Source organism: Acinetobacter sp. (assembly GCF_036666595.1).
Classification (GTDB): domain Bacteria; phylum Pseudomonadota; class Gammaproteobacteria; order Pseudomonadales; family Moraxellaceae; genus Acinetobacter.
Genome location: NZ_JAVWVO010000005.1, coordinates 58,356 through 83,395 on the forward strand (window position 1 = coordinate 58,356; position 25,040 = coordinate 83,395).

Annotated in this window: 19 protein-coding genes; 7 read left to right on the forward strand and 12 right to left on the reverse strand. The window is 40.3% G+C overall.

Annotated elements, in window-relative coordinates:
* Positions 1-6: 6 nt before the first annotated feature.
* The 5 genes from RR876_RS08430 to RR876_RS08450 all read right to left on the reverse strand — a co-directional run bounded on the left by RR876_RS08430 (position 7) and on the right by RR876_RS08450 (position 5,247).
* Entirely contained in the window at positions 7-1,344 is a 1,338-nt protein-coding gene (locus RR876_RS08430; protein ID WP_332477261.1) for an ammonium transporter, read from the reverse strand.
* Positions 1,345-1,527: 183 nt separating this feature from the next.
* A complete protein-coding gene (locus tag RR876_RS08435; RefSeq protein WP_332477260.1) occupies positions 1,528-2,229 on the reverse strand; it encodes a hypothetical protein in 702 nt (233 codons plus the stop codon).
* Between the two features lie 97 nt (positions 2,230-2,326).
* Complete coding sequence (locus RR876_RS08440; protein WP_148826712.1) at positions 2,327-3,781, reverse strand: NAD(P)(+) transhydrogenase (Re/Si-specific) subunit beta; 1,455 nt, start codon at positions 3,779-3,781, stop codon at positions 2,327-2,329.
* A 3-nt stretch (positions 3,782-3,784) separates the two neighbouring features.
* Positions 3,785-4,108, reverse strand: a complete 324-nt coding sequence (locus tag RR876_RS08445; protein WP_004692331.1) for a proton-translocating transhydrogenase family protein — start codon at positions 4,106-4,108, stop codon at positions 3,785-3,787.
* Positions 4,109-4,119: 11 nt separating this feature from the next.
* Complete coding sequence (locus RR876_RS08450) at positions 4,120-5,247, reverse strand: NAD(P) transhydrogenase subunit alpha (protein ID WP_332477259.1); 1,128 nt, start codon at positions 5,245-5,247, stop codon at positions 4,120-4,122.
* 1,065 nt (positions 5,248-6,312) lie between these two features.
* On the opposite strand from RR876_RS08450, the gene RR876_RS08455 reads away from it, so the two are divergent.
* Entirely contained in the window at positions 6,313-7,503 is a 1,191-nt protein-coding gene (locus RR876_RS08455) for an MFS transporter (RefSeq protein WP_332477258.1), read from the forward strand.
* A gap of 61 nt (positions 7,504-7,564) precedes the next feature.
* Here the strand turns inward: RR876_RS08455 and RR876_RS08460 are convergent, their stop codons facing one another.
* A complete protein-coding gene (locus RR876_RS08460) occupies positions 7,565-8,209 on the reverse strand; it encodes a hypothetical protein (protein WP_332477257.1) in 645 nt (214 codons plus the stop codon).
* Positions 8,210-8,601: 392 nt separating this feature from the next.
* Positions 8,602-10,152, reverse strand: coding sequence for an arylsulfatase (locus RR876_RS08465; protein WP_332477256.1), 1,551 nt, complete (start codon positions 10,150-10,152; stop codon positions 8,602-8,604).
* A gap of 351 nt (positions 10,153-10,503) precedes the next feature.
* Between RR876_RS08465 and RR876_RS08470 the strand changes: the two genes are divergently transcribed.
* A complete protein-coding gene (locus RR876_RS08470) occupies positions 10,504-11,232 on the forward strand; it encodes an SDR family oxidoreductase (RefSeq protein ID WP_332477255.1) in 729 nt (242 codons plus the stop codon).
* A gap of 219 nt (positions 11,233-11,451) precedes the next feature.
* Positions 11,452-11,943, forward strand: coding sequence for a 2,4'-dihydroxyacetophenone dioxygenase family protein (locus RR876_RS08475; protein ID WP_332477254.1), 492 nt, complete (start codon positions 11,452-11,454; stop codon positions 11,941-11,943).
* 620 nt (positions 11,944-12,563) lie between these two features.
* Here the strand turns inward: RR876_RS08475 and RR876_RS08480 are convergent.
* Positions 12,564-14,270: an amidohydrolase gene (locus RR876_RS08480; RefSeq protein WP_332477253.1), complete on the reverse strand. Its 1,707-nt coding sequence runs from the start codon at positions 14,268-14,270 to the stop codon at positions 12,564-12,566.
* A 424-nt stretch (positions 14,271-14,694) separates the two neighbouring features.
* Positions 14,695-15,867: an outer membrane protein transport protein gene (locus tag RR876_RS08485; protein WP_332477252.1), complete on the reverse strand. Its 1,173-nt coding sequence runs from the start codon at positions 15,865-15,867 to the stop codon at positions 14,695-14,697.
* Positions 15,868-16,775: 908 nt separating this feature from the next.
* Here RR876_RS08485 and RR876_RS08490 point away from each other — a divergent pair.
* The 3 genes from RR876_RS08490 to dusA all read left to right on the forward strand — a co-directional run bounded on the left by RR876_RS08490 (position 16,776) and on the right by dusA (position 21,490).
* Positions 16,776-17,567: a helix-turn-helix transcriptional regulator gene (locus RR876_RS08490; RefSeq protein ID WP_332477251.1), complete on the forward strand. Its 792-nt coding sequence runs from the start codon at positions 16,776-16,778 to the stop codon at positions 17,565-17,567.
* Positions 17,568-18,097: 530 nt separating this feature from the next.
* The gene (locus RR876_RS08495) at positions 18,098-20,044 is read left to right on the forward strand and encodes an amidohydrolase (protein WP_332477250.1); all 1,947 of its coding nucleotides are present in this window, start codon (positions 18,098-18,100) and stop codon (positions 20,042-20,044) included.
* Positions 20,045-20,485: 441 nt separating this feature from the next.
* Entirely contained in the window at positions 20,486-21,490 is a 1,005-nt protein-coding gene (dusA, locus tag RR876_RS08500) for a tRNA dihydrouridine(20/20a) synthase DusA (protein ID WP_332477294.1), read from the forward strand.
* A 62-nt stretch (positions 21,491-21,552) separates the two neighbouring features.
* Here the strand turns inward: dusA and RR876_RS08505 are convergent, their stop codons facing one another.
* The 3 genes from RR876_RS08505 to RR876_RS08515 all read right to left on the reverse strand — a co-directional run bounded on the left by RR876_RS08505 (position 21,553) and on the right by RR876_RS08515 (position 24,103).
* Entirely contained in the window at positions 21,553-22,062 is a 510-nt protein-coding gene (locus RR876_RS08505) for a hypothetical protein (protein ID WP_332477249.1), read from the reverse strand.
* Between the two features lie 64 nt (positions 22,063-22,126).
* Entirely contained in the window at positions 22,127-23,236 is a 1,110-nt protein-coding gene (locus RR876_RS08510; RefSeq protein WP_332477248.1) for a DUF695 domain-containing protein, read from the reverse strand.
* Between the two features lie 99 nt (positions 23,237-23,335).
* A complete protein-coding gene (locus RR876_RS08515; RefSeq protein WP_332477247.1) occupies positions 23,336-24,103 on the reverse strand; it encodes a tRNA threonylcarbamoyladenosine dehydratase in 768 nt (255 codons plus the stop codon).
* A 199-nt stretch (positions 24,104-24,302) separates the two neighbouring features.
* Between RR876_RS08515 and RR876_RS08520 the strand changes: the two genes are divergently transcribed.
* A complete protein-coding gene (locus RR876_RS08520; RefSeq protein ID WP_332477246.1) occupies positions 24,303-25,031 on the forward strand; it encodes a hypothetical protein in 729 nt (242 codons plus the stop codon).
* Positions 25,032-25,040: the final 9 nt, after the last annotated feature.

Sequence of the window (25,040 nt, forward strand, 5' to 3'; positions counted from 1 at the left end):
CTTTCATTAATGACGTTTGGTCATATCATCAGTTTCAAACGTCACATCACGCTGAAACTCGGGATAAGACAGTTCTGCATGTTCGGTATAGTCCAAGCCACGTTGTTCATGTTGTTTACTCACCCGCAAACCACCAAGAACGAGGTCTAAGACTTTAAAGACGATCAATGCCACACCAAAACCCCACGCAAAGGCTGTCAAAATCCCCAAGCCTTGTACCGCAATGATCCCCGTATTAAACATTTGGTTTTCAAAAAACAATCCTGCAGCCAATGTACCCCACGCCCCACAAAAACCATGTACAGTCACCGCATCGACCACATCATCCAAGCGGAGTTTTTCCATCACCACCGGTAAAATACTGACCAACACACCTGCAACCGCACCACTGATAATGGCATACACTGGACTCATGGTTGCACAGCCCGCCGTAATTGCAACCAGTCCACCCAAGGAGGCATTAATGGTGCCGCGCATTAAAATTGCTTTGCCACGTATTAAGGTATAAATCATATAGGCAACTGCCGAAGCACACGCCGCCAAATGCGTATTCAAAGCAATCCGCCCAATACTCACATCCGCCTTCACAGTAGAGGCCGCATTAAAACCAAACCATGCCAGCCATAGAACAAAACCGCCTAGCGCCACTAACGGTAAATTATGTCCTGCCAAATAATGGACCTGTCCATTGCGCCCAAACCGCCCTAAACGAGGTCCCAGCACAATAATTCCGGCTAAGGCCACCCATCCACCAATCGAATGCACCACCGTTGAACCAGCAAAGTCGATAAAGCCCATGGCTTTTAGCCAACCTTCGCCATCAAATAAGCTCCCCCAAGCCCATGCACCAAAAATCGGGTAGATCAAACCACTAACCACCGCAGCACTCACGATATATGCCACAAAGTGAATCCGCTCAGCCATCGCCCCACTGGCAATCGTCGTGGCGGTGGCAGCAAACATCATTTGAAAGAACAAGAGGTTCCAGTGCCAGTCATCCAGAACATTGGGTGCAAAATGCGAGGTTCCTATCCAGCCACTCGAATTGATACCAAACATCAAACCAAAGCCAACTAACCAAAAGACCAAGCCCCCTAAACAGGCATCCATATAGTTCTTCATGAGTACATTAATGGTGTTTTTAGAGCGCACCGAACCACTTTCAATCAGGGCAAAACCTGCTTGCATGAAAAACACCAAGATGCCACCCAGCACCACCCAAACACTGTCAAGCGAGAGACGAATTTCTTGAATATTTTGAGTCTGTGTTGGCAGGGACTCTGCGGCAAAACTGGGTAAGGCAATACAGCACACGAAGAAGAGTAAGTATTTTATTTTTTTCATGAATAATCCCCCAAAGATTATTCATCTCATCTGCAAAATCAATGCCAGTGTTTCAATACCTTTATATATTTAAAAATGATCCATGTCCGCCAATATAAATGCAGCAATTCAACAAGGTGAAAAAGCGATACACCATACAAGAGGTCAAAATGAATATATCAGCGGATTGATAAAACATGGTTTTTAGTTTTTATAGTACTCATCCACAGCATAATACTGGACCTTCTCTATCCAACGACCACGATTCAGCGTTCGCTCCGTCACTTTAACCTTTCCCTCTTGAACTGTTGCATCTTCAATAAACTCTTTGACTAAACTCAAGCCGTGTTTAGGAATCACGATATATTCCGAACGGATGTGATAACAACACCCACTTTTATTGAAGGTTAAGATTCTTTTCTGTTTTGAATCAACCTCAAACATACCCAAATTTTCATGGGTTAAGGCCGACAACTCCTCACTCAGAACAAATTCATTCTTGGTTCGATGAAAGACATAAACATCGTAGGTTGGTCCACCATAGGCACCATAGTTACCATTACGGATGGCTACATCCTCACTCCCGTCAAAGTTAAAGTCATCAAAAATTAATGCGCTTTGCTCACCATAAAGCTGCACCACATTGACAGACGGTTTGTAAGTTTCGTCCAGATCCATCGTCAATTCAGCCGAGGAAAAGTGCTGAAAGTGCTGTGTTGTCCCTTTTAGGTAAAGATCAATATTGGCTTGTCCATCACAGCTCCTGTCCGTACAGTTCGTCGTCATTTTTACATCATAGTGCTTCGATGCATTTTTTATTTCGAAGACCTGAGCCTGAGTAGCTTGACTCAAAACGAACACACCAAATATCAGCAACACCTGAAACAAAATCTGATTTATGTTCATATTGTTTTCTTATTGAAAAGTTAAACATCATCTTAGCAAAAGCTGCAAACATAAAAAAACCACCCGAAGGTGGTCTTTATACACTCTAGGAGGAGAATTAGTGTCCACCACCATTGATTGCTTTGGTCATATCTTCAACCACTTTCTTCGCATCACCGAAGATCATCATGGTTTTTTCGTTATAGAACAAATCGTTGTCTAGACCTGCATAACCTGTCGCCATAGAACGTTTGATGACCATAATGGTACGTGCTTTATGTGCTTCAAGAATTGGCATGCCATAGATTGGAGAGGTTGGATCGTCTTTCGCCGCAGGGTTGACCACGTCGTTTGCACCAATCACAAGCACCACATCTGTTGCAGGGAAGTCAGAGTTAATCTCATCCATCTCTAAGATGTCTTCATACGCCACATCTGCTTCAGCCAAAAGTACGTTCATGTGACCCGGCATACGACCAGCAACAGGGTGAATGGCGAAGCGCACTTTTACACCTTGTTCTTTCAAGATTTCACACAGTTCTTTCACCGCATTTTGTGCACGACCTTGCGCCATACCATAACCTGGTACGATCACAACGCTGTCTGCATTTGACATCAAGAAGCCTGCGTCATCTGCTGAACCAGAACGATGGTTACGCTGTGCTTGTTCGCCTTTGTCCGCAGAAGCTACCGCAGTTCCGCCCATTGCACCACCAAACAAAACGTTGATGATTGAACGGTTCATGGCTTTACACATGATGTAAGACAGAATCGCACCTGAAGAACCCACCAGTGAACCCGCAACGATCAACATATTGTTTTCAAGTGTGAAACCAATACCTGCTGCGGCCCAACCAGAGAAAGAGTTCAATAGTGATACCACCACTGGCATATCACCGCCACCGACTGGTGCAATCCACACCCAACCGAATGCAAGTGCAAGTACAGTCATGGCCCAGAATGCATTCATGTTGCCTGTCGTGAAGAAGTACACACCACACGCCAACATTGCAAGGAAAATCAGCGCTTGTACAGGCTTAACCCATGCACCAGAAATAGTTTTCGCCCATTTTTTCGCAGCCAATTTACCATAAGCAAATACAGATGCTGTAAAGGTAATCGCACCGACAAAACAGCCCACGAACAATTCAAATAAATGAACCTTGCTCATGTGTGCATGTTGCACACCCGCAGCAGTTAATGCCGCTTCATTTTGTGCAAATAACGCAGTCAGTTGGTTGTTATGTAGAATTGCCGCAATCGCAATCAATACCGCAGCCAAGCCAACCAATGAGTGCATCAATGCGACCGTTTCAGGCATCTGCGTCATAGGTACAGTACGCGCACGGGCAATACCCACAATCGCACCCAGCACCATCGCACCGCCAATCATCCAAATCACAGGATGATCTGCCACAAAGAAGGTGGTCACGACAGCAATCGCCATTGCGATCATGCCGTAACGGTTACCTTGAATTGCCGTCTTCGGGCCAGACAAACCACGTAAAGTTAAGATAAAGAGGACAGCACCAATCAGGTAGAACCAATCCGCATAGTCTCGAATGAATTCCATATATTAGCCCTCTTTTTTCTTTTGCTTTGGCTTGAACATTTCAAGCATACGCGCTGTTACTGCGAAGCCACCGAAAATATTGATACTTGCTAAGAACACCGCGATCGCACCTAAGATGCTCACGACATTTACACTTTGGAATGCAACATTCGCATCAACACCAATTGCAGGAATTCCTACAGTTTGAATCATTGCGCCCACCACGATGATCGATGACAACGCATTGGTTACTGCCATAAGCGGTGTATGTAGTGCCGGCGTAACGCCCCACACGACGTAGTAGCCTACAAAGATGGCAAGGACGAAAATTGTAATTGTTTCAACCATGATCTATCTCCTTAACCACGCTTCAGCAGTACTTGACCGCCATGAGTTACTAGAAGGGCTTTTTGAATTTCTTCTTCAGGATTGATAGCAAAGTTTTTCTCTGCATCAAATAGAGTATCTAAGAAGTTCAAGACATTTCGTGCATACAAAGCAGAAGCTTCAGTTGAAACTGTAGACGGAATGTTTGGAATACCTAAAATGGTCACACCGTTGTCAGTCACAACATTCTCACCATTTTTAGAACCTTCAACGTTACCGCCTGTTTCAACCGCCATATCGAGGATGATTGAACCTGGTTTCATTTTGGCAACCGTTTCCGCCTTAATCAGACGTGGCGCATCACGACCTGGTAAAAGTGCCGTTGTGATCACGATGTCAGCATTCGATACGGCTTTATCCACAATAATGGCTTGATCGCGGATATAGTCTTCGCCCGGCATCCAGCCATAACCATTTTTCGCAGCATCAGCTGCTTTTTGCTGTTCTTCCACTGACATAGGTACGTCTAACCATTTGCCACCCAAAGATTCCACCTGATCTTTCGCAGTCGGACGTAAATCCGTTGCTTCAACCACAGCACCCAAACGTTTTGCTGTCGCAATCGCTTGTAGACCTGCAACACCGACACCCATGATCACGACACGTGCAGGTTTAACCGTACCCGCAGCCGTCATCAACATTGGGAACATGCGCTGGTACTCAGCCGCAGCAAGAAGCACTGACTTGTAACCAGATAAGTTGGCTTGTGAAGATAATACGTCCATGTTCTGCGCGCGAGATAAAGTCCGTGGCAGTAGCTCCAAAGCAAATGCAGACACTTGTTGTGATGCAAATTGATCAAGCTCCGTATTACGGTACGGGTCAAACATGGCAATAACCGATGTATTTGGCGCAAGCTTTTGAATTTCAGCACCCTGAGGGGCACGTACTTTCAAAATCATTTGGCTACCGGTATAGGCATCATCTGTCAGCGTAGCACCGACTTGCTCATAGGCACTGTCGATATAAGCAGCTTTCACACCTGCTCTACGTTCAATCACTACACTATGACCAGCACTGATCAACTTTTTTACCGTTTCTGGCGTTGCGGCTACACGATTTTCACCGACGACAGTTTCGGCTGGAATTCCGATCTGCATGAGCGTCCCTCAAGCTAGTTTTTCTTAAAGTAAACATCACCCATTAGGCAATGCTTCCTCACAGGATGTTCTTATGAATTTTTGGATTCTAATGAAACTTTTTTAAAATACCACCCACTATTTATTTAATAAATACCCATATACTGAACTGGTGATTCATAAAAAATATTGAGTGATATTTCGTTTATTTGCTTTGAATCCGCTTAAAAATTGATTTATTTCTATTCAACTTCTGAACTACAGATCCTGTCACACTCAAATCTGCACTTTTTTTGTACGAAGCCAAGTCTTTTAATTCCGCAGTATTGATCTTTTTGACCAATCCAAGAATATGGACCACCACATTCACATTAACCCGAACCTTTCATTCATTGAGCTTTGCCATCTCCCGTCACGTAAACTTTGCAGGCATTGACTTAAATGACAGTTTTGCCCCATTTATAAAAGCTTAGAATTGGCCTGCTCCTATTTTACATCGATCAAAAATGCTAATGCTCAAAATTTAGCCAAACTGAACCGTGTATTTGAAATGGATCATATAAAAAGACGAAGAGAGATTGATCACGTTTAAGTAGATCTGAAACGCGGAACGACCAACAAAAATGTTTTTTCATATTTTATCGGATGATAATGGCGTGCATTGGCACACTAGGCTTAAGTAAAAATGCACCATAATTGAGCAAAAACACCCTAAATAGATGAATATTTCAGTAATTTGACCCAAATGCTTGATGTGCTTCATGAGTAAAAATGATCGAATGCAACAATTTCATACAAAATAGACGGGTATGTTCAGAATTTTTTAAAGATTTTTATCATTTTTTGACAGGAAATTCGAAACATCATCATTTTTTGATTGCATTGGACGAAAATGCTCTCCTGAGAATAGGTCATACTCTTTTCTGTGTTTTCATCTCCGACACATTTTTTTATGCAGTCATTGTCTCGCCTGTTTTAGGCTTTTACCTCAGCTTCGTATACAATTTCTGAAACGATGCATCTATTTAGCTCAAGCACGATGTAAACGTCTTTCTGAAAAAAATACTCCCTCATCAAAGGCTTATTATGAATACTTCTTTCGACATCAGTCGAGACAAATCTCTGCTCTGGCTGATGGCAATTGTCTGCGGCTTATGTGCAGGGGCAAACTATTATTGCCAGCCTTTGATTTCCTCTATTCAGCAAAGCTTTCAAGCCCCAGAAGAACAAGTGGCTTTGACCGTGACCTTTGCTCAAGTTTCCTATGCTTTGGGTTTACTGTTCATTGTGCCCTTAGGCGACATGCTGAACAAAGCCAAACTGATTCCATTCTTGATGTTTGGAGCATCTGCTGGACTGTTTATCTGTGCGACATCCACCAACTTATCGATGCTCTGGCTGGGTACCATTATTACGGGACTCTTTTCTGTCGCAGCACAAGTGCTGATTCCTTTGGCCACGATGGCAGTCAAACCTGAAAAAACGGGAGAAGTGGTCGGTTTCCTTATGAGTGGCTTATTGGTCGGGATCTTACTCTCGACCAGTGTGGCTGGATTACTCTCCGACTTATGGCACTGGAAAATGATTTATGTGCTGAGTGGCATCGCCATGTTTGCGTTGGCCCTTCTGATGAAAGGAAAACTGCCTCAACTACCAAAACTCAAAATCACCTATTTCGACATTTTTAAGTCCATGGGGAGTCTGCTACAACAAGAGCCTCGTTTGGTGTTTCGCTCCATCACAGGTGGATTTGCTTTTGCAGCCATGAGCATGCTGTTTTCAACAATTGCCTTACTGTTAACCTCTGAGCCATTTCAACTTTCCGATGTTTTAGTCGGAGTGGTAACTTTGGTCGGTGTATTTGGGGCACTCTCCACCCAGTGGATTGGTAAATGGGCCGATCGCGGCCATACCCTGCTTTTGACTTGGGTCGGCTGTGGGACGTTAGCCCTCAGTTGGGCCTTTCTATACTTAGGTGGAAGTTCTCTCATCAGCTACATCATCGGTTATGCATTGATTAACTTAGGGCTTGCAACCACACACAGTTGTAACCAAAACGTGATTTTCCGTTTACGTCCCGATGCGAAGTCTCGGGTGAACTCCATCTATATGACCTTATATTTTATTGGCGGCGCGTGTGGCTCGGCACTGGGTGTCTATGCATGGCATCACGGCGGCTGGAGTAGTACGTGTTTAGTCGGTATTACACTGGTGATAATGGCGGGTGTCTTTGCTTTGCTGGATACCCTGTATAGCAAAAGACATGGCATTGCTTAACCCTTAAAAAGACAGTTGACTGAGTCAACTGTCTTTTTATTTGGACACTTCATTTTGAGCGCTAACTGACCTGAGCTACGGGGTAAAAAGGTTTACCCAAATCGAGACTATCGGCATTTTCCAAAGCAATGTACAAAAATGCAGGCAGCAAAGCCGATAAAATTTGACAGCCATCTTGTAGCTGCTTGCGGTTCAATGAACTCTTATAGGTTGAACCGCCATGCATCAGCTGATTTCTCAAGGTATATAAACGGTTAAACAGTACCAGTAAAATATCAACCGAATGCTTCTGCTGTAGCGCTTTCGCCACTTTCTTCTTTTCCTGTTCAAGCTGAGCCTTACAGACCTCTAAACCAATTTTCTTATTTTGATAGTCCCAATAGCCTTGATAGGTGTATTGGTTGTCTAAGAGCATACGAATGGGCTGACTAAACTTGTCCCATAAAATGCTATAAATTCTATGATCGACATCATGCTGGCATATTAAATGTAAGAACTGACGTAAACTTTGTTTGTCCTGACTTTGCCTCAAGTCTTGTGCATATATCGCATTGAAAGAAATCCAGAGGCTAATAAATTGTAAATCGGGATCATGATCAAGCAGTAATGCCTGCTTTAACCAACTCAGCCCACGATGTATTCTCAGATTAAACTCATCACTCTGTTGTACTTTTTTAGTTTTAAAAATTTCTTCTAAAAGCAACATCGGCTTTTCCTATACTTTATTCTTCTATGTATTCAACATACTGAATGATTCAGCTAAATTCAATTCAATCCTGCTTCGACATAGTGATTGATTCAGCAAAACTCCCGTCACTCTTCATGTGTTCAGTGGGAGTGTTCTATCGAAAAATAGAGGCATTGTTTTTAATATTTCAATGTGCCAAGTAAATAGCAAAGATCGACGGTATAAAGCGATCCGAATACTCTACTTTTTTGATTGTTGATGACATCATCAAATACAAACATTTTATGACCAGCAACTTTATTTTTACAATACCGTCACCTAAAGACGGGCTTAATTAGATAATGAATATTGATGCACTCAAGAAAAAAAGCAGCCCAAAACTGGACTGCCTTGATTACGCATGATGCATTTTATTTCTTTTGTGACATTAAATTATCAACCAACTTACTAAACTCAAGCGTTGAAGCTTTTTGTACTGGTGGATAATCCATCAAAGATTTAATATGTTCCCCAATCAATGCCTCTACTGGTTCACCTAGCCATAATTTTTTTTGAGCAATTTCAGAGCGGTCTGTTGTGCTATCAAATGACTCATATGGATCCTGACGCAGGTTGAATACCAATGGAATCTTTTGTTTTTGATAGCCGTCATAATAGTTTTCACTGGTTTCTAAATGAATCTTCCACTGGTTAATTCGAACAGCACGAAGTGATGATTCATGGTAATACAAGAAATTACTACGCTTACTTTCAGCAGACTTACCTGTCCAGTAATCAAGATTATTTAAACCATCAATATATTGCTTACGATTGGTTTTCATTTCCTCCACAACATTTGTATCACCTGCTACGGCTGCCAAAGTTGTGAAAAGATCCATATTCGCCTGAATGCCTGTTTTCACTTGTCCAGCAGGAATATGTTTAGGCCAGCGGATCATCATTGGAACACGTACACCACCTTCATAAGTGGTCATTTTCTCCCCACGGAATGGCGTGGTTCCACCATGATTTTTCGCACTGTGCTCAGGGCCATTATCCGAGGTATAAATAATGATAGTGTTATCCAATACCCCCATTTTCTTCATTTCATCCAACACATGACCGACTTGCATATCGTGTTCAATCATGCCACTACCATACAGATCTTCTTCAGATGTTGCCTTTGCAGCGAGATAACGATGCTCAGGACGTAAATGGGTAAACATGTGCATACGACTTGGGTTTAACCACACAAAAAATGGCTTGTCCGATTTTTTACTGCGTTTCATGAAGTCTACGCTGGCTGCGATAAATTCATCATCCACTGTTTCCATCCGTTTACTTGAAAGTGCTCCAGTATCTTCACATTTTTGCTTACCCATTTTACCAAAGCGCGGGTCTGTAGTTTCATCATCTGTTGTAGATGCATAACAATGTAGAACACCACGTGTACCAAATTTTTTGCGGAATTCAGGATCTTTTGGGTAATCAATTTGCTCAGAAGTCTCTTCTGTATTGAGATGATACAAATTACCGTAGAACTCATCAAAACCATGTACGGTTGGCAAATGTTCGTTACGGTCTCCCAAGTGGTTTTTACCAAACTGACCATTCATATAACCCAATGGTTTGAGTACTTCTGCGAGCGTCGGTGTGACCGCCTTAATACCTAAGGGTGAACCTGGGCGCCCCACAGTGGTTAAACCTGAACGAATTGGATATTGACCGGTAATAAATGCTGCACGCCCGGCTGTTGAACTTGGCTGCGCATAATGGTCAGTAAACATAATGCCTTCTTTGGCAATACGGTCGATATTCGGTGTGTTGTAGCCCATCACACCATGGCTATACGCACTGACATTGGTCATGCCCACGTCATCCGACATAATCACTAAAATATTGGGCGGTTTGGCCATTAAGGCTGTGGAAAGTAAAGTACCGCCAGCCAACGCTATAGCACGTGAGATGATCTTTTTACGCATGTGTTTTCCTTAACAGTTTTGAGAACTAAAAACTTATTTTCAGACAGTCTCTCTCAGATAGCTGTTTAATTATTCAGCATAAAAGGCTCAATCTTGCCCTCTGAGCACAACAGTTTTTTTAATGTGGTGATAAACGTTTAATCATGCTTTCGAAGAATGAGAAAACACAAATATTGCTCACTTATTGATCCATCAATTTATGTCTGAAGATTAACAGCCTCATGACATGAAGCAACCATGCGAAAGAATGGTTTTTAAAGACCATTCTTTTCATTCGACACTTAAAGTTCTAGGGTAAAACCATCAGCACAGGCTGAACTCAAAAACTGAAAGAAAATAGGATCGGAAGAAATGGACGCTTTCAACACAAAAATGTTTGAAAATAAAATCGCCGTCGTGACTGGTGGCACATCGGGTATTGGTCAAGCCGTTGCAGTTGCATTTGCTGAGCGTGGAGCAAAAGTATGGGCGCTTGGCTTACAAGCAGCCAAGGCTATTTTTCCCGCAGGTTTGGATATTGAAGCTGTCGAGATGGATGTCACGAATAAAGCCGCTGTCGATGCTTTTTTCGCAAAAGTAGATCACATTGATACCTTATTCAACGGTGCAGGTATGGGTTCTGTTTCAGAGCACGAATTAGATACCTATAGAAAAGTGCTAGAAGTTAACCTCATCTCTGTTTTTTATATCAGTGAAGTCGCGGCTACAGCCTTAGCTAAATCAGACAATCCATCAATCATTAACGTGTCTTCACTGTATGCACAATTTGGTTCAGGCATTGCACCCGCTTACTCTTGCTCTAAAGGTGCCATTGATCAATTGACCTTCTCACATGCACTGAGCATGGCTCAAGCCAAAATTCGCGTCAATGCGGTTGCTCCGGGTTGGATCGATACGCCACTTATTCAACCATTGAAAGATATGCCTGAAGTGTTCAATGGAATTATGCAGCGTTCACCCATGCAACGTTTAGGTAAGCCTGAAGAAATTGCCAATGTGGTGATCTTCCTCGCGTCTGATGCAGCAAGCTTTGTAAATGGTGCGATTGTGAAAGTTGATGGTGCCTATTCAATTTTCTAAACGGATAAAAGCATTTTAAAAACAAGATACTGTTTCAGTATTTCTATCTCGAATATGTTTGATGACTCATGAAGAAATGAACATTTACTCAACAAAAGTAAATCCATTATTTCGAGTGGTTTATATCCAGTCAAACATTGCTATGCTGAGTTTCATGGAAATATTTGATACCGATTTTAATTATCAAATTCTAAATTTAAGACATACATGGAGTTTGTCATGAGTATTGCACAGTCAATCAATCATCAAGATCGCTTATTAACTATTAATGTTAATGATGGTGAAATCAAAAACGCATTACCCGGCGTACATGTAACCCCTTGCTTTTTAGACCCAGATAATGGTGTATGGGTTATTCGTGCACGCTTTGATGCAGGTACAGTTCTTCCACGCCACTTCCATACGGGTGTTGTACATTTTTATACAACAGCAGGTTCATGGCATTATGTTGAATATCCTGAGGATGTTCAAATTGCGGGCAGCTATTTATTTGAACCAGCAGGTTCTATCCATACGTTATCAACACCAGAAGGCGCTGAAGGCTTCATGATTATTGAAGGCGCAAATGTGAACTTAAATGATGACGATTCATTGATGTTCATTATGGATGCGGGTTGGATCGAACGTACTCTTCACGCCGTTGCACAACAAACGGGGCAAAAAATGCCGCGTTATATTAAGCCTGGTGCTCCAGTTGGTTTCAGCGACTAACGAATAAGTACTTAAAAGCCTTTAGTTTGAACTAAAGGCTTTTTTATCATTAGACAAACCTATATTTATTCATTTCATGAATGAGCAGGAAAGTTACACCACGTATCAGTATTTCACCGATGATGGATTGGATATGTATTTAAAAATATTTATTTAATTACAGATATTTAATATTTAAATCAACATCCAAAGTTACAATATGGTTGCAACGGTTTACTTAATGAAAAAAGTTAATTCATCTGCAATAAAATTTAAACTCTAGAAATAGATTCCACTTGTATTTAATTCATTATTTATCAATTAACTAATATATTAAAAAATTTTAATATTTGTAGACTTTATTGCATCAATATTTAGAAATTAAAGCGGCTCTAAAGCAACCAAAATCAAGTAAACACTCTGGTACAATTACTAATTAACCCAATGAGTCTATTCAACAGAGGTAATCATCTTGAAATTATATTGCTGAATAAAATTTGAGAGAGAATTTTGTGCAACAAAACCTACCATATTAACTAACTTATATTAAAAATCTAAACTCACTATTATTAACCTAATCAGTATATTAAAAAATACCTAACCCTGAAAATAGGATTAGGTATTCAAATCACATCAAACGATTATTTCGCAGAATAAATGGTCTTTCCTTCTTTCATGGTTTCTACGACTTTAATGTCCTTAATTGTCATCGGTTCAACTTTAGTTGGATCTGCTGAAAGAACCACAAAGTCAGCCAACTTACCCACTTTAATGGTTCCTTTCGTATTCTCTTCTCGATATTGATAAGCAACATTGGTTGTAATCATCTTCAATGCATCAAAAGCACTGATTCGCTCGTTAGGGCCAAGCACACCGCCACTTCGCAATGGGCGATTCACTGCTGTCCAAACTGTCATCATCTGATCAATAGGTACAACAAATGCATCCGTATGATTGGTCGGTTTCAGTCCTGCTGCCAAGGCTGATTTCATTGGACTAATAAAGCTTGCTTGCGCCATGCCTCGGTTTTTAATATGTGTATCACCAAAGAAGAAGGTATGGTCGGTAAACATGGTTGGAATAATGTTGTATTTCGCTAACAATTTCAGCTGATCTGGACGAACAAACTGACAGTGAATACACACCGTGCGACGATCTTTTGAAACATCTTGACCAGCAACTTCAGCATGTGTTTTCAACAAATAATCGATGGCTGCATCACCATTCGCATGCATTTGGACTTGTAAGCCTTTGTCATAGCATTTTTGCATTGCTGCTTTCATTTGAGCAGGTGGAACCCCAGGCTCCCCCTTCCAATCTTTTTGCCCCGCTGGCCCACCGGTTAAATACGGTGTGGTAAACCAAGCGGTTTTTCCTTGTGGCGAACCATCTGCTGTAATCTTACATCCGCCTAATTTCAAGCGATGGTTATATTTCCCAAATGTGGCAGGTGGATGTGTTTTCCAAATTTCTTCTAGGTCTGTGACAAATGGATATGAAACTACATCGATATATAAGCCATTTTTACTTGCGATACGCGTGAGCTGTTTAAGCTGTTCTGCGTGGGTTAAACCCTCTTGAGCGGTCGTAATCCCTGCTGCTGCATACATCGCTTGCCCTGCTTTGGCTGCTTCAACTTCATTCGCAAGTGTTGGACCGGGAAGTTTAGCTGAAATTGGCAAATACGCCATTTCCATGACCAAACCTTGTAGTCTTTTCCCATCTTCCTCACGAAGAATTACGCCGCCTTCAGGTGTGGGCATGCCATCTTTATAACCATATTTTTCAAACCCTTTCGAGTTCAACACCGCACCATGCATCGAGACATGCACAATCACCACGGGGTTTTCAGGAAAAGCTTTATCTAAGACAGCTCGTGATAAGACCTGACCATTCGGCATTAAATTATCGTCATAACCCCATCCGATCAATAGCTCACCGGGTTTTAATTTCTTTTGCTCAGCGCCTTTTTTCAGTTCGGCAACAATTTGTTCTGGGTTTGAAGCCGGACCAACTGGTGGTGCTGAAACATTAATTCGATCACTGAGTGCAAGTGAGTCAATGAAGTGACTATGCGGATCCATAAAGCCGGGTAACATCACCTTATTTTTGAGATCTTTAACAATCGTCTTGTTGGTTTGAAGTTTGCTGACATCTTTGTTGGAACCAGTGAAAATAATTTTGCCTTTTGAAACCGCAACCGCTTCTACATATTGAGGGGTTGCACCTTCCATCGTGAGAATAGAACCGCCACGAATAATTAAATCCGCTTTTTGTGTTTGCGCGGAGGTTTGACTATTTATACCTGCAAGAAGCATCGCAGAAAGCAACAGATGACGCTTTAACATTTTCTTATCTCCAATAACGATTGGTTAACTAATATTTGTAGACAGGATTTTTATAAAGTTAGAATGGTGAAACACTCATTTAAGCTATATTACTATACGCTTCTATTGATTAAATTAAACTCACTTACCACCATTCTTTGCAATTTTTGGACAGCAAAATCACAACCACTTTTGGACAATAAGCAACCCTTCTTCATAATTTTAAAATTTTCAAAGGATTGCTGAAAATCTTTGCTCCTCTTTCCTGTTTAATCATCATTATGTGGAAAAATTTAGAACAAAATAAATTATCCCCATCATGCTTCTACCATTGCCTAAAGTTCTATCTAGCCGAGTTATACGAAGATTTTTTTCTTAAAAAAATTCCTTCTCCCATAATTTCAGAAAGAAGGAATACCTCAAAGGAGTCAAAAAATGTAATGTCTTATTTAGATTTATAAGAGAGTTTCATCCCAACTGCATATCCCGTATTGTCTTTAAAATCTCCGACAAGACGACCGCCTGATACTTCACCTTTAGCATCACCAAACCACATATAGCGACCGCCCAAACTGAATGCGACATTTTTATTAATATTATACTTTGCCGCTAAACCCGCCCCCCAATAACCTTTCACTGGGCCTAACGTTGGTGCTGGATCACCAGAGCCTGAATCCCACAAACCTGAGACTGAAATTGCAAGATTAGGATTTAAACGCTTTCCTAGACCAATCTCAACTGAAGTTTGGTCATCATGATAATTCACCAAAGGCAAGCCACGTCCAACAGCAGCCTGTGTTGTAGCTTTTAACACAGGTGGATAATAGGCGAAATCACTCCATGGCACCCAACGAGCTTTTGCATACAATGAGGTAGTCGGATTTAAACCTGTTTGCATATTTAAGTTCACAGATTCAGGTGTCGTAATGTTACCTTTATTATCATGTGAATAATTACCAGCGAATATGATATCTGCCAGAGGAACATCTTCATTTACTGTTGACTCATGTTCGATTTCAGAGCGATAGGTTAATGAAGCCAAAATCCCCTTTTCTGGCTTGGCATAGCTCATCCCCGCAACCCAACCTACTGCAATATCGTCAAAGGTCATGTTATAACCACTATTTAAGCCATAAGTTTTACCGCGTAAATGTGTTTCAGCCGAAATCTCTTGCAGTGCCGGGCCAGCATAAATCATGACATTTTTATTCAGGTTATAGCCCAGTAATGTCGTAATATTTTTCGACGTTACTTCAACGCGAGTATTGGCATCTGAGGCAGGTAAATTGGTTGCAATAAAGTTATTTTCACCCTCAAATTTTACTTTCGCCCCATAAGGCTCATCATAAATAACAGCTACGCGTAGCTTCGGGGTTATATTTGTTTTTACGGCATAATTGAATGATTGCGTATCTTCAGCTACGTCAGAAATAGAATGTCCATCTATATCTTTACCCGTTACTTTTGGCACAATATGAGTCACACCAATTTCTGCATAAGTGCCAGATTCAAAGAGGGCGTCAATTTGCTGTGAGGAGCGCTCAAGACCCGCAGCAAAGGTATTTCCTGCGATGATTGATAACATCGCAACAATAAGATATTTCTGATTCAACTTCATTTCTAATCCTTTAGTTAAGATTTAATCCAGTAAATGCCTACTCTTCCTCTGATAAGCATTTACTATCCTTGATTAAATAATGATTTATCTAATCCTGATGAATAGTCCCTAATTTTCATTAAGGTGCATTTATCCAACCCCTTTTTTACAAGACGTTAGTTTTAAATATTTATTGAATACGTAAAATTTGAATGCGTTAGTATTAGCATGACTTCTTAGCCATCATGCCATCACTCGAACACCTGTCCCGAACGATTGATCAGCTATTGAAATGCATACTGAAAGCTTTTTGCATTTTTACAGTACTTTAAGTCCGCGAGTATATTTAGGCTGCCTTGCCAGAAATGAGGAGTATTTTCCATATATGCTCTCATTTTGTTTGTGATTTTATGTCCTTGAAATGGCAATTTATACAACGTCGACTTTGTTGGCTTGTATCAAACAGCTACGTTATAGACGGATTTTGAATAGGACTAGATGAATAGTGCTAAACATATTGGCCAAGTGCATTATAAAACACATAAGTCATTGAAAAAAATGATTTATATTAATTTTAGCTACAGAATGTTTGACTTAAAAGCCAGCTAAACTCTACAAATTACGCTTTGTGACATCTATTTTAGAATTGGCATATTTTGCAATTTTTATGAATTTTAAATAGCACTAATATTCTGCAAAATTATATTAGCGATCAAAATTGGATCAGGTCACGAAGCCCATAAAACCATTATCCGAAATGGATATCTGTTTTTAGTAGCTCCAGAAACTTGCTTTTATAATTTTACACATAGGATAAACCACATAAAAATTCTGACTTATGTTGTTAACGCTAAGTCTAATTTCAATGTAGAAATATTCAACCTATTCTCTCCCATCATTGCAGGAAGCAAATATTGAACAGGGAAAATATGCACAACTCAATTGAACGAACGCCTATACGCGCACATCTCACCGACCATATGGTCATCGTCAATGCTCAAGCTGTTGAAACAGGTCCAACACGCCGACCTGCCGCGGTTCTCATTTGGTCAACTACAGATCAAAAAATTGCATTTTCAGATCCCAAAGGAAATCTGCTCTTTGAAGGAAAGGCTGCTTTAGTCGCACCAGAGGTTATACGTCGTTTACGGACCACAGACAGTACTTTTTTTAGTTTAAATTTTGAACCTGGCAATCGTCATTTTCTGCCACTTTCGAGATTGGTTGCTCGTCAAGACTTCATGCCCCTCAAATTTGATCGATTCTCCGAGCTTTCGGATGAACTTCAATCTCGTTTTGAGCTAGCTGATTATAAAGGTATTGAAGAACTATCTGACGAATTGGCACTCACCCTTTTACCACGTACAAATGCCAAGCACCTGCGAGATGAACGAATTGATCTACTTTTACCTTTGCTTGAAAGTAATCAACCTCCAGAGCTAAATTCTCTTGCTCAAATGTTACATCTTTCAAAAGATCGATTGTCTCATTTATTCGCTGATGACATTGGAATGCCGCTGAGGTCGTATGTACTATGGCGGCGCTATCGACGTGCACTTCTTGCCCTTCAAAGCGGTGAAAAAATTGCGACCGTCGCCCATCGTGTTGGATTTTATGATCATGCACAAATGAGTCGAACTTTTTTGACACTGTTTGGCTATTCACCCTCAATACTCAAATGCCCTAAATTTATCCGTATCTCTGGTATTCAGTCGAACTAAGGCTGGATACCTAATTTTATAAATATTTAATCCAAAAACCTGCAGCAGATAACCCATCACCTCAAAATATTCTAATTCAATAAGTGAATAGAAAAATGAAAAATACCGCAAACTTTTGATTTCATTTGTTAAATATTGCATATCCAAGATTTGGCACAAAACAGCTGTTTGATACAAGCCAGCATTACCAAAAATGTATAAATTTCCACCGTAAAGCAATACAAATGAAATGGGTACTATATGGAACATACTCTTCATTCTTGGCACGGCGGCCTAAAAGTACTTTATAGATATTGGATCTGTGAAAGCTGAAAAATGACTTGTCGATTTTCTAATAGATGGATGCCTAAATTTAGATATATAGCACCAAAATCAAGAATTTCGGCTCGTTTACATGGCAATTCAACAATCGTCCTTAAACGTATTTTTAACAACACATCTATGTCATAGATTGATTCATCTTCGATATTTACACGTTGTAAATCGCTTTTATCTTTTCAAATTATTTATTGTTCATGGAATGAAACATAATGAAAAATTCACTTGCAGCGCTATCCTCTATTTTTTTGTTATCGACCTTATCTGGTTACAGCAATGCAAAAGACCATACAGCCAACCCTCGTCCAGAAATTACCAATAATGGTGAAGAGATCATCATTTACCCAGCGAAAAAAGTCATTACGATGGAATCTTCACAAAAAGAGGCTACCGCGGTTTCAGTCAGAGGTAAAAAAATTATTGGGGTGGGAACTGTTGCTCAACTTAAAAAACAGGCTGGCAAGTCATCAATTAAAATCAATGATCAATTTAAAGATAAAATCATTATGCCGGGGTTTATCGATCAACACTTACACCCTGTCCTTGGTGCGCTCACGCTTGCAACCGAAGTAATTGCCACTGAAGATTGGAATTTACCCGACCATACCTTCAAAGCAGCTCACTCTTCCGAAGAATACCTTGCAAAACTTAAGCAAGCAGACGCCAATTTAAAAGATCCAAATGAACTATTAATCAGTTGGGGATATCATAAACTATGGCACGGACCGATTGACCGAGCGACATTGGATAAGATCAGCTCAACACGCCCGATTATTATTTGGCAGCGTTCTTGCCATGAAGTGTACTTGAACACAGCTGCACTCAAGTTAATGAATCTTAAGCAAGAAGACTTTGCAAATCTGGGGCCTGCCAGCAAGATGATGGACTATGCAGCTGGACATTTTTGGGAACAGGGTTTTATGGAAACCGCAGTCATGCCTAAGTTTTTAGGTTTAGTGGCTACACCTAAACGACTGACTTTCGGTTTAAAACAAATGATAGCCTATACCCATGCCAATGGTATTACTGCCTACAATGAACCAGGGGCAATCGCTACACCTGAAATGTGGAAACTGTATGAACAGATTTTAGGTGCTGATGACACCCCAATGTATTCCACTTTCTTGGCTGATGGCCGTGCCATCGTAAATAAAGTCGGCCTAGAGAATGCATTACCTGCGGTCGAAGCTGCCATTGCTAAAGCCCCTGAGACTTCAGGCAAAAAAATCATGTTCTTCCCAAAACAAATTAAACTGTTTGCAGATGGCGCGATTATCTCCCAATTTATGCAAATGAAAGAACCGTATACCGATGGTCATCATGGCGAATGGATGATTGAACCTGAAGACTTGGAACGCCGTGCTAAATTATTCTGGGATGCTGGTTACCAATTACATATCCATGTGAATGGTGATCATGGTACTGATGTTGTACTTGCAACATTAAAGAAACGTATGCAAGAAAATCCGAAGATGGATCATCGTTTTGTCGTCGTACATTTTGCCAATTCAACAGAAGAACAAATTGTAGAGTTAGCTAAAAATGGAGCCATCTTTAGCGTAAATCCTTATTACCCAGTCGGTTTTGCAGATAAGTTTGTAGAGGGTTTAGGTCGTAAACGTGCAGATACAATGGTGCGTAGTGCCTCCATTTTAAAACAAACACCGCATCTTTCCTTCCATTCTGACTTACCAGTAGCACCGGCTGATCCTTTGTATTTAGCATGGACTGGTGTGAACCGTATAACGGTTAATGGCCGGGTTGCTGTGCCAGAACAGCGAATTAGTGTCGACGCTGCTTTACGTGCCATTACCATTGAAGCGGCTTATTCTTGGCGTAAAGAAGATTTACTCGGAAGCATTCAATCTGGGAAAATTGCCAACTTTACGATTCTTGAACAAGACCCGTATAAAGTTGACCCAATCAAACTTAAAGATGTTCCTGTTTGGGGTACGGTATTTGAAGGAAGAACCTTCCCGATTACCGTAAAAAATAAACATGCAAGCACACCAACTACGCTTACAACGACGTATAAAATTCCAAGCTCAAACCATGAGTCAGATCTATTCGCACATGCTCATCATGAAAGTGATAATTGCCAATTGGCGTATATTTCGCAGCAAATTGTTCTTGCTTACACGAATAATTTGAAAAAATAATGTAAATATACTTATAGCGTTGAATAGTATTCTCAATCGGTTATTTATATAAAATGGCCGATTGAGCGTTTTAAACAATTCAATTGATCCAAAGCATCTTGATCCCCCCACCAACTTAGCTTTTGAGTCAATTCCTTGAGTAGCATGAGTTGTATCTTAAAATAAATACCGTCTCGTAGCGTCCGCCTCCTCCGCAAAGCAACAAGCACTGCCAAATGAACCAATTTCATTTTTATGATAGTATTGCGCGCTATCGGAAATACCTGAATAAAAATGAAGCACCGCATTTCGTTTTGTTCGTGTCTGCTCCCACAGACCATTCCACATATTCTTTTGCACCTCGCTTCTGCTCCAAGACATAGGTTTTTCACCATGTATTTGTAGACAAAAGCTGATGAACACTGATCAAGAGTCTGATTTTTAATGAATACTGACAAAACCATTGAAACCCCTCAATCTCCACGAATCAGTGTTGCACCGATGATGGATTGGACAACCAAAGATTATCGTTTCTTTGCGCGTCTATTTAACCCGAACGTCATCCTTTATACAGAAATGGTGACCACTGGTGCGATCCTTTTTGGCGGTGCAAACCGACATCTCGATTATAACAATGAAGAACACCCGATCGTTTTACAACTCGGTGGCTCAAACCCTAAAGACTTAGCCACTTGTACCAAAATGGCACAAGACTGGGGTTATGATGAAGTCAACTTAAATGTCGGCTGTCCAAGTGACCGTGTACAAAACAATAAAATTGGTGCCTGCCTCATGGCAGAACCTGACCTCGTTGCAGAATGTATCGCTGAAATGCAGAATGCAGTAGATATTCCAGTGACAGTGAAGCACCGTATCGGGATTGATGACATGCATTCTTATGAAGAAATGCTGCATTTTGTCGATACCGTGGCCAAAACGGGCTGTGATAATTTTATCGTACATGCACGTATTGCCTTGCTTCAGGGACTTTCTCCGAAAGAAAACCGTGACGTTCCGCCACTACGTTATGAAGATGTCTATCGTTTAAAGCAAGAACGTCCAAATCTACTCATTGAGATTAATGGCGGGATCAAAACCTTTGCTGAAACGCAAGAGCATCTCAAACATGTGGATGGTGTGATGATTGGTCGTGAGGCCTATCATAATCCCTACCTTTTGGCTGAACTGGGTCAATTGTGGAATTTGGATCTGCCTGATCGTTTTGAAATTATCGACCAAATGCTGCCATATATTGCAAAGCGTATGGCTGAGGGTGCGCCATTGTCGATTATCACCCGCCATATTCTTGGGCTATTCCAAAACCTTCCGGGTGCTCGCAAGTGGCGTCAGGCTTTAAGTGGTGGTAATGCCAAGACTTTTGCCGATGTTGAAAATGCGATTATCAACATTAAAGATGCAATGCAACGTACCGAAGATTATTTAAAAGAACACACTCTAGCCCAGTAATTTAGAACCTTGATTTAAAAGAAAAAAGCGAAGCATCTGCTTCGCTTTTTTATGTTTCACCGTTATAGCCGAGTGCAAGCTTTTACTAAAGCACGCTTGTGTATATTGGTGACACATTTGATTGTTTCAGTTTTAAAATCATAATGATAAGAAATATATTTTCCTGCAATAGGCGCACTGACAAAGGGTTCTTTTCTAAAGTAAGCCGTGGTTATACAGTGGTGTAAATCAGGTGTGGCATTCACTTTGATCTGTTCAACAAATTGACTTTGCTGATGAATTTGATCCTGTAATTTTAAAATACGATTCATATTTTGAAATTCTACAGATTGCGCAATCTGTTGTATATTTTTTAAATGACAAGCCTGCGTGACATCATCATGATACTGATGCATAGACCAAACCAATAATGACTGTATATCACTCATCATCTCTTTGGCTTCATTGACCTGATTTAAAACATAAAAATGACGAACGGTTGAATAAATAGCATATGCAACACCGCAACTCAAAATGATCCCTAAAGCTACTATTTTAAAATCAGGTTTGGAACGCTCTGAAAGATGAGTCATTGAGTTACTTTAACCCTTTATATTTTAAACGTTCTTCAGGAGAACTCTTCTTTTATATAAATGATTAAGCGGTAAATTTACTCAGAGCACGCCAGTATTTGTCTTTAAACAGACTGACCTCTATTTCAAAATTGTCTTTATATTTTTCAATCGCTTGATCAATGACTTTGGATGGTTTTCTAAACTCTTTACACGCAAAATATATGGTTCTTAAGTGATTACCCGTTTCACGGCCTATATTTAAATAGCCATCCACATCTTTCAGTTCTTGTAATAATTCATCTTCAATCAAATTCAATAGCTCATAATCTGTAGATGCAAGCATGCCATTTGAATACTGACCATCATAGGAGATTTCAATCAGCATCATCCATGGATGCGAAGCTTTTTGATCCCATGTTAAAAGCGTACGATTTAAAGTCGCCAGCAACGGTAGACCTTCATTGGTTTCTCCCTCCAAACTGACAAATTCATCGGCATCCGTATTTGAGCGTGTAATTTTGTCTAATCTTGAAATTTCACTGCTTTTTAAAATTAAAATGTTTTTGAGCAAGTTAATCGGTAGCAATTCTTTTTCGGCATATTGTTTAGACTGGACAGAAACATTGTCCAATTTGGTGACCGCATCATACTCGCCCAAATAATTATCGAGGAAAATATATACAGCCTGTAAAAACGCATCGTTTTCAGCTGCATTATATTCTTCATGTACCACGACCAGATCAATCTCATCGGGATATTCGGTTTGCTGGTTAAAATAAAAAGACAAAGTCTCCTGACTAAACTCATAACCATGCATATTAATCCCGACTTGATGAATATCGCTTTCAGGTTTAAGCGCAGTGAACTTCCACCCTGCAATCTCAGGTGCAGCAGCAATCAGCTCTTCCACAAAAACAATATTTGGAATGATGCCATCGGGGGTAAGAATTAATTCAGCTGTTTGCGGGGTCAGCATGCCTGTCAGAAAAAAGATGCCGCTATGGACTTTTTCCAATTCAGGCGTCAGTCGATCAAAGAAATCTCGCTCGATTTCAGTTTTACTGCCTTGATCCACAATGTGGTGAAAATGCTCTTGATGCTGCTGAAACCATTGCCAAAATGTAGTGTATGCATTTTCATTCGCAGGCATTTTTTGTTTTTGGGAACCCCATAATTTTTTTAAAAAGCTCATTTTTCTTTTCTCTTTTTTCTATTGATTTCAATATTTTTTATGGTCTACGGACTGTATCAATATATCGACTTATACAGTCCAATTAAACCTAAAACAGTCTTATTTTTTCGCTTTCATTCCATCTAATTTTTTCAGCACTTCCGCGACTGCCACCATCGCAAAGCTTGAAGTCACCACCACCGCAGAACCATAGCCACCACAGCGTAGGCCTGCACTTGGACACACATCTGCACTGGAAAATGGATTATCAATCGAATAGACACAGCTAATGCCAAACTTTTCTTTTGGTTTTTTACAAATCCCCATGCCACGTAACTGGGTTCGAAGTTTTGCTAACATTGGATCTTGTTCGGTTTTAGATAGATCAGCCACTCGGATTTTTAGTGGATCGAGCTTACCACCCGCTCCCCCTGAAACAATCAATGGAATCTTATTAAAACGACAGTGCAACATCAGTGCTAATTTAGCTTTGACGTCATCAATACAATCTAAAATTAAGTCTGGTCGATGTTCTAAAATTTCTTTGACATTTTCTGGAGTCAAATAATCATCGATCAAATTGATTTTGATCCGTGGATTGATGGATCGACAACGCTCGGCCATCACTTCAATTTTTTCATGTCCCAAGGTTGAGCTCATGGCTGGCAGTTGACGGTTAACATTTGAAGCCGCAATTGAGTCCATATCAACGAGGGTTAATTCGCCGACCCCTGTACGCGCTAAAGCCTCGACTGCCCACGAACCTACACCACCAATCCCAATCACCATCACATGACTTTTTTCATAATATGAAAAGGCCTCGTCTCCATAAATTTTGGCTACACCAGCAAAACGGCGGTCATATTCATCATGTTGCAGATCAGTCATGCGTACATCTATATCGGTAAAATCGTGTTCATTTTACCTGAATACGACCTTGGATTGAATGTAGGCTGAGAGATTTAACAAAGCCCAATATATTCAAATGCTCAACATATAAATATGTACCATAGAACCCTGTATCCATGGGGTATATATATCTTTTGCGATACTATAAACAATCAAATATGCCTAAAACTTATAACTAATGAATCAAAAAATTATTTTATGCATTCCTGGAGTCTGGGAAAGCCATCAAGCACTTCTGCATTCATTATTGGCACACGATACTGGCTATATTTATGCAGGTTTAATTATTAAATCACTAGAAAGTGAATACTTTGCCGAAATAGAAGAGCATGACAATGATCCTAATGTAAGTCAGATTTTTAGATCTTTTAGTTTAGGACGATTCTCTGAAAATGAGCTACAAGCAATTGATCAACATAAGATGGTGATTTATGTTATTTGTGATGGTGGAAGTATTGAACTTGCCCAACAAGCCCTGCTCTTAGGACAAGCTCTACTTAAAGCAGGAGGACTAGCAGTTAAAGTTGAAACATCTGGACTGACCCACTCTCATCATGATTGGCTAAAATTTAACGCGATGAATCTATTAGATTTATATAAAGCATTTATTCCTACAGTTTCAGACAATGACTCTATCTATTCCTGTGGAATGCATCAATTTGGTAAACCGGATGGAAGTATTAATCTAAAAATAGAATATGCATCCTATGTTTTAAGTAGTTTCTTATTGTATCAACTTGCAGAAAATTCTTTATTTTCAGAAAAAGATACGTTTACAGCAGAAGAAGGCTTTGAAACTTTAACTCTCCGCAAAATAGAATCTAGTAATTTTTTTGAAATCGACTCGCTTTACTTTAATCCATTAGGAACATGGATACTAAACCGACCATCTCGTCTATTAAGCTAAATATTCCAC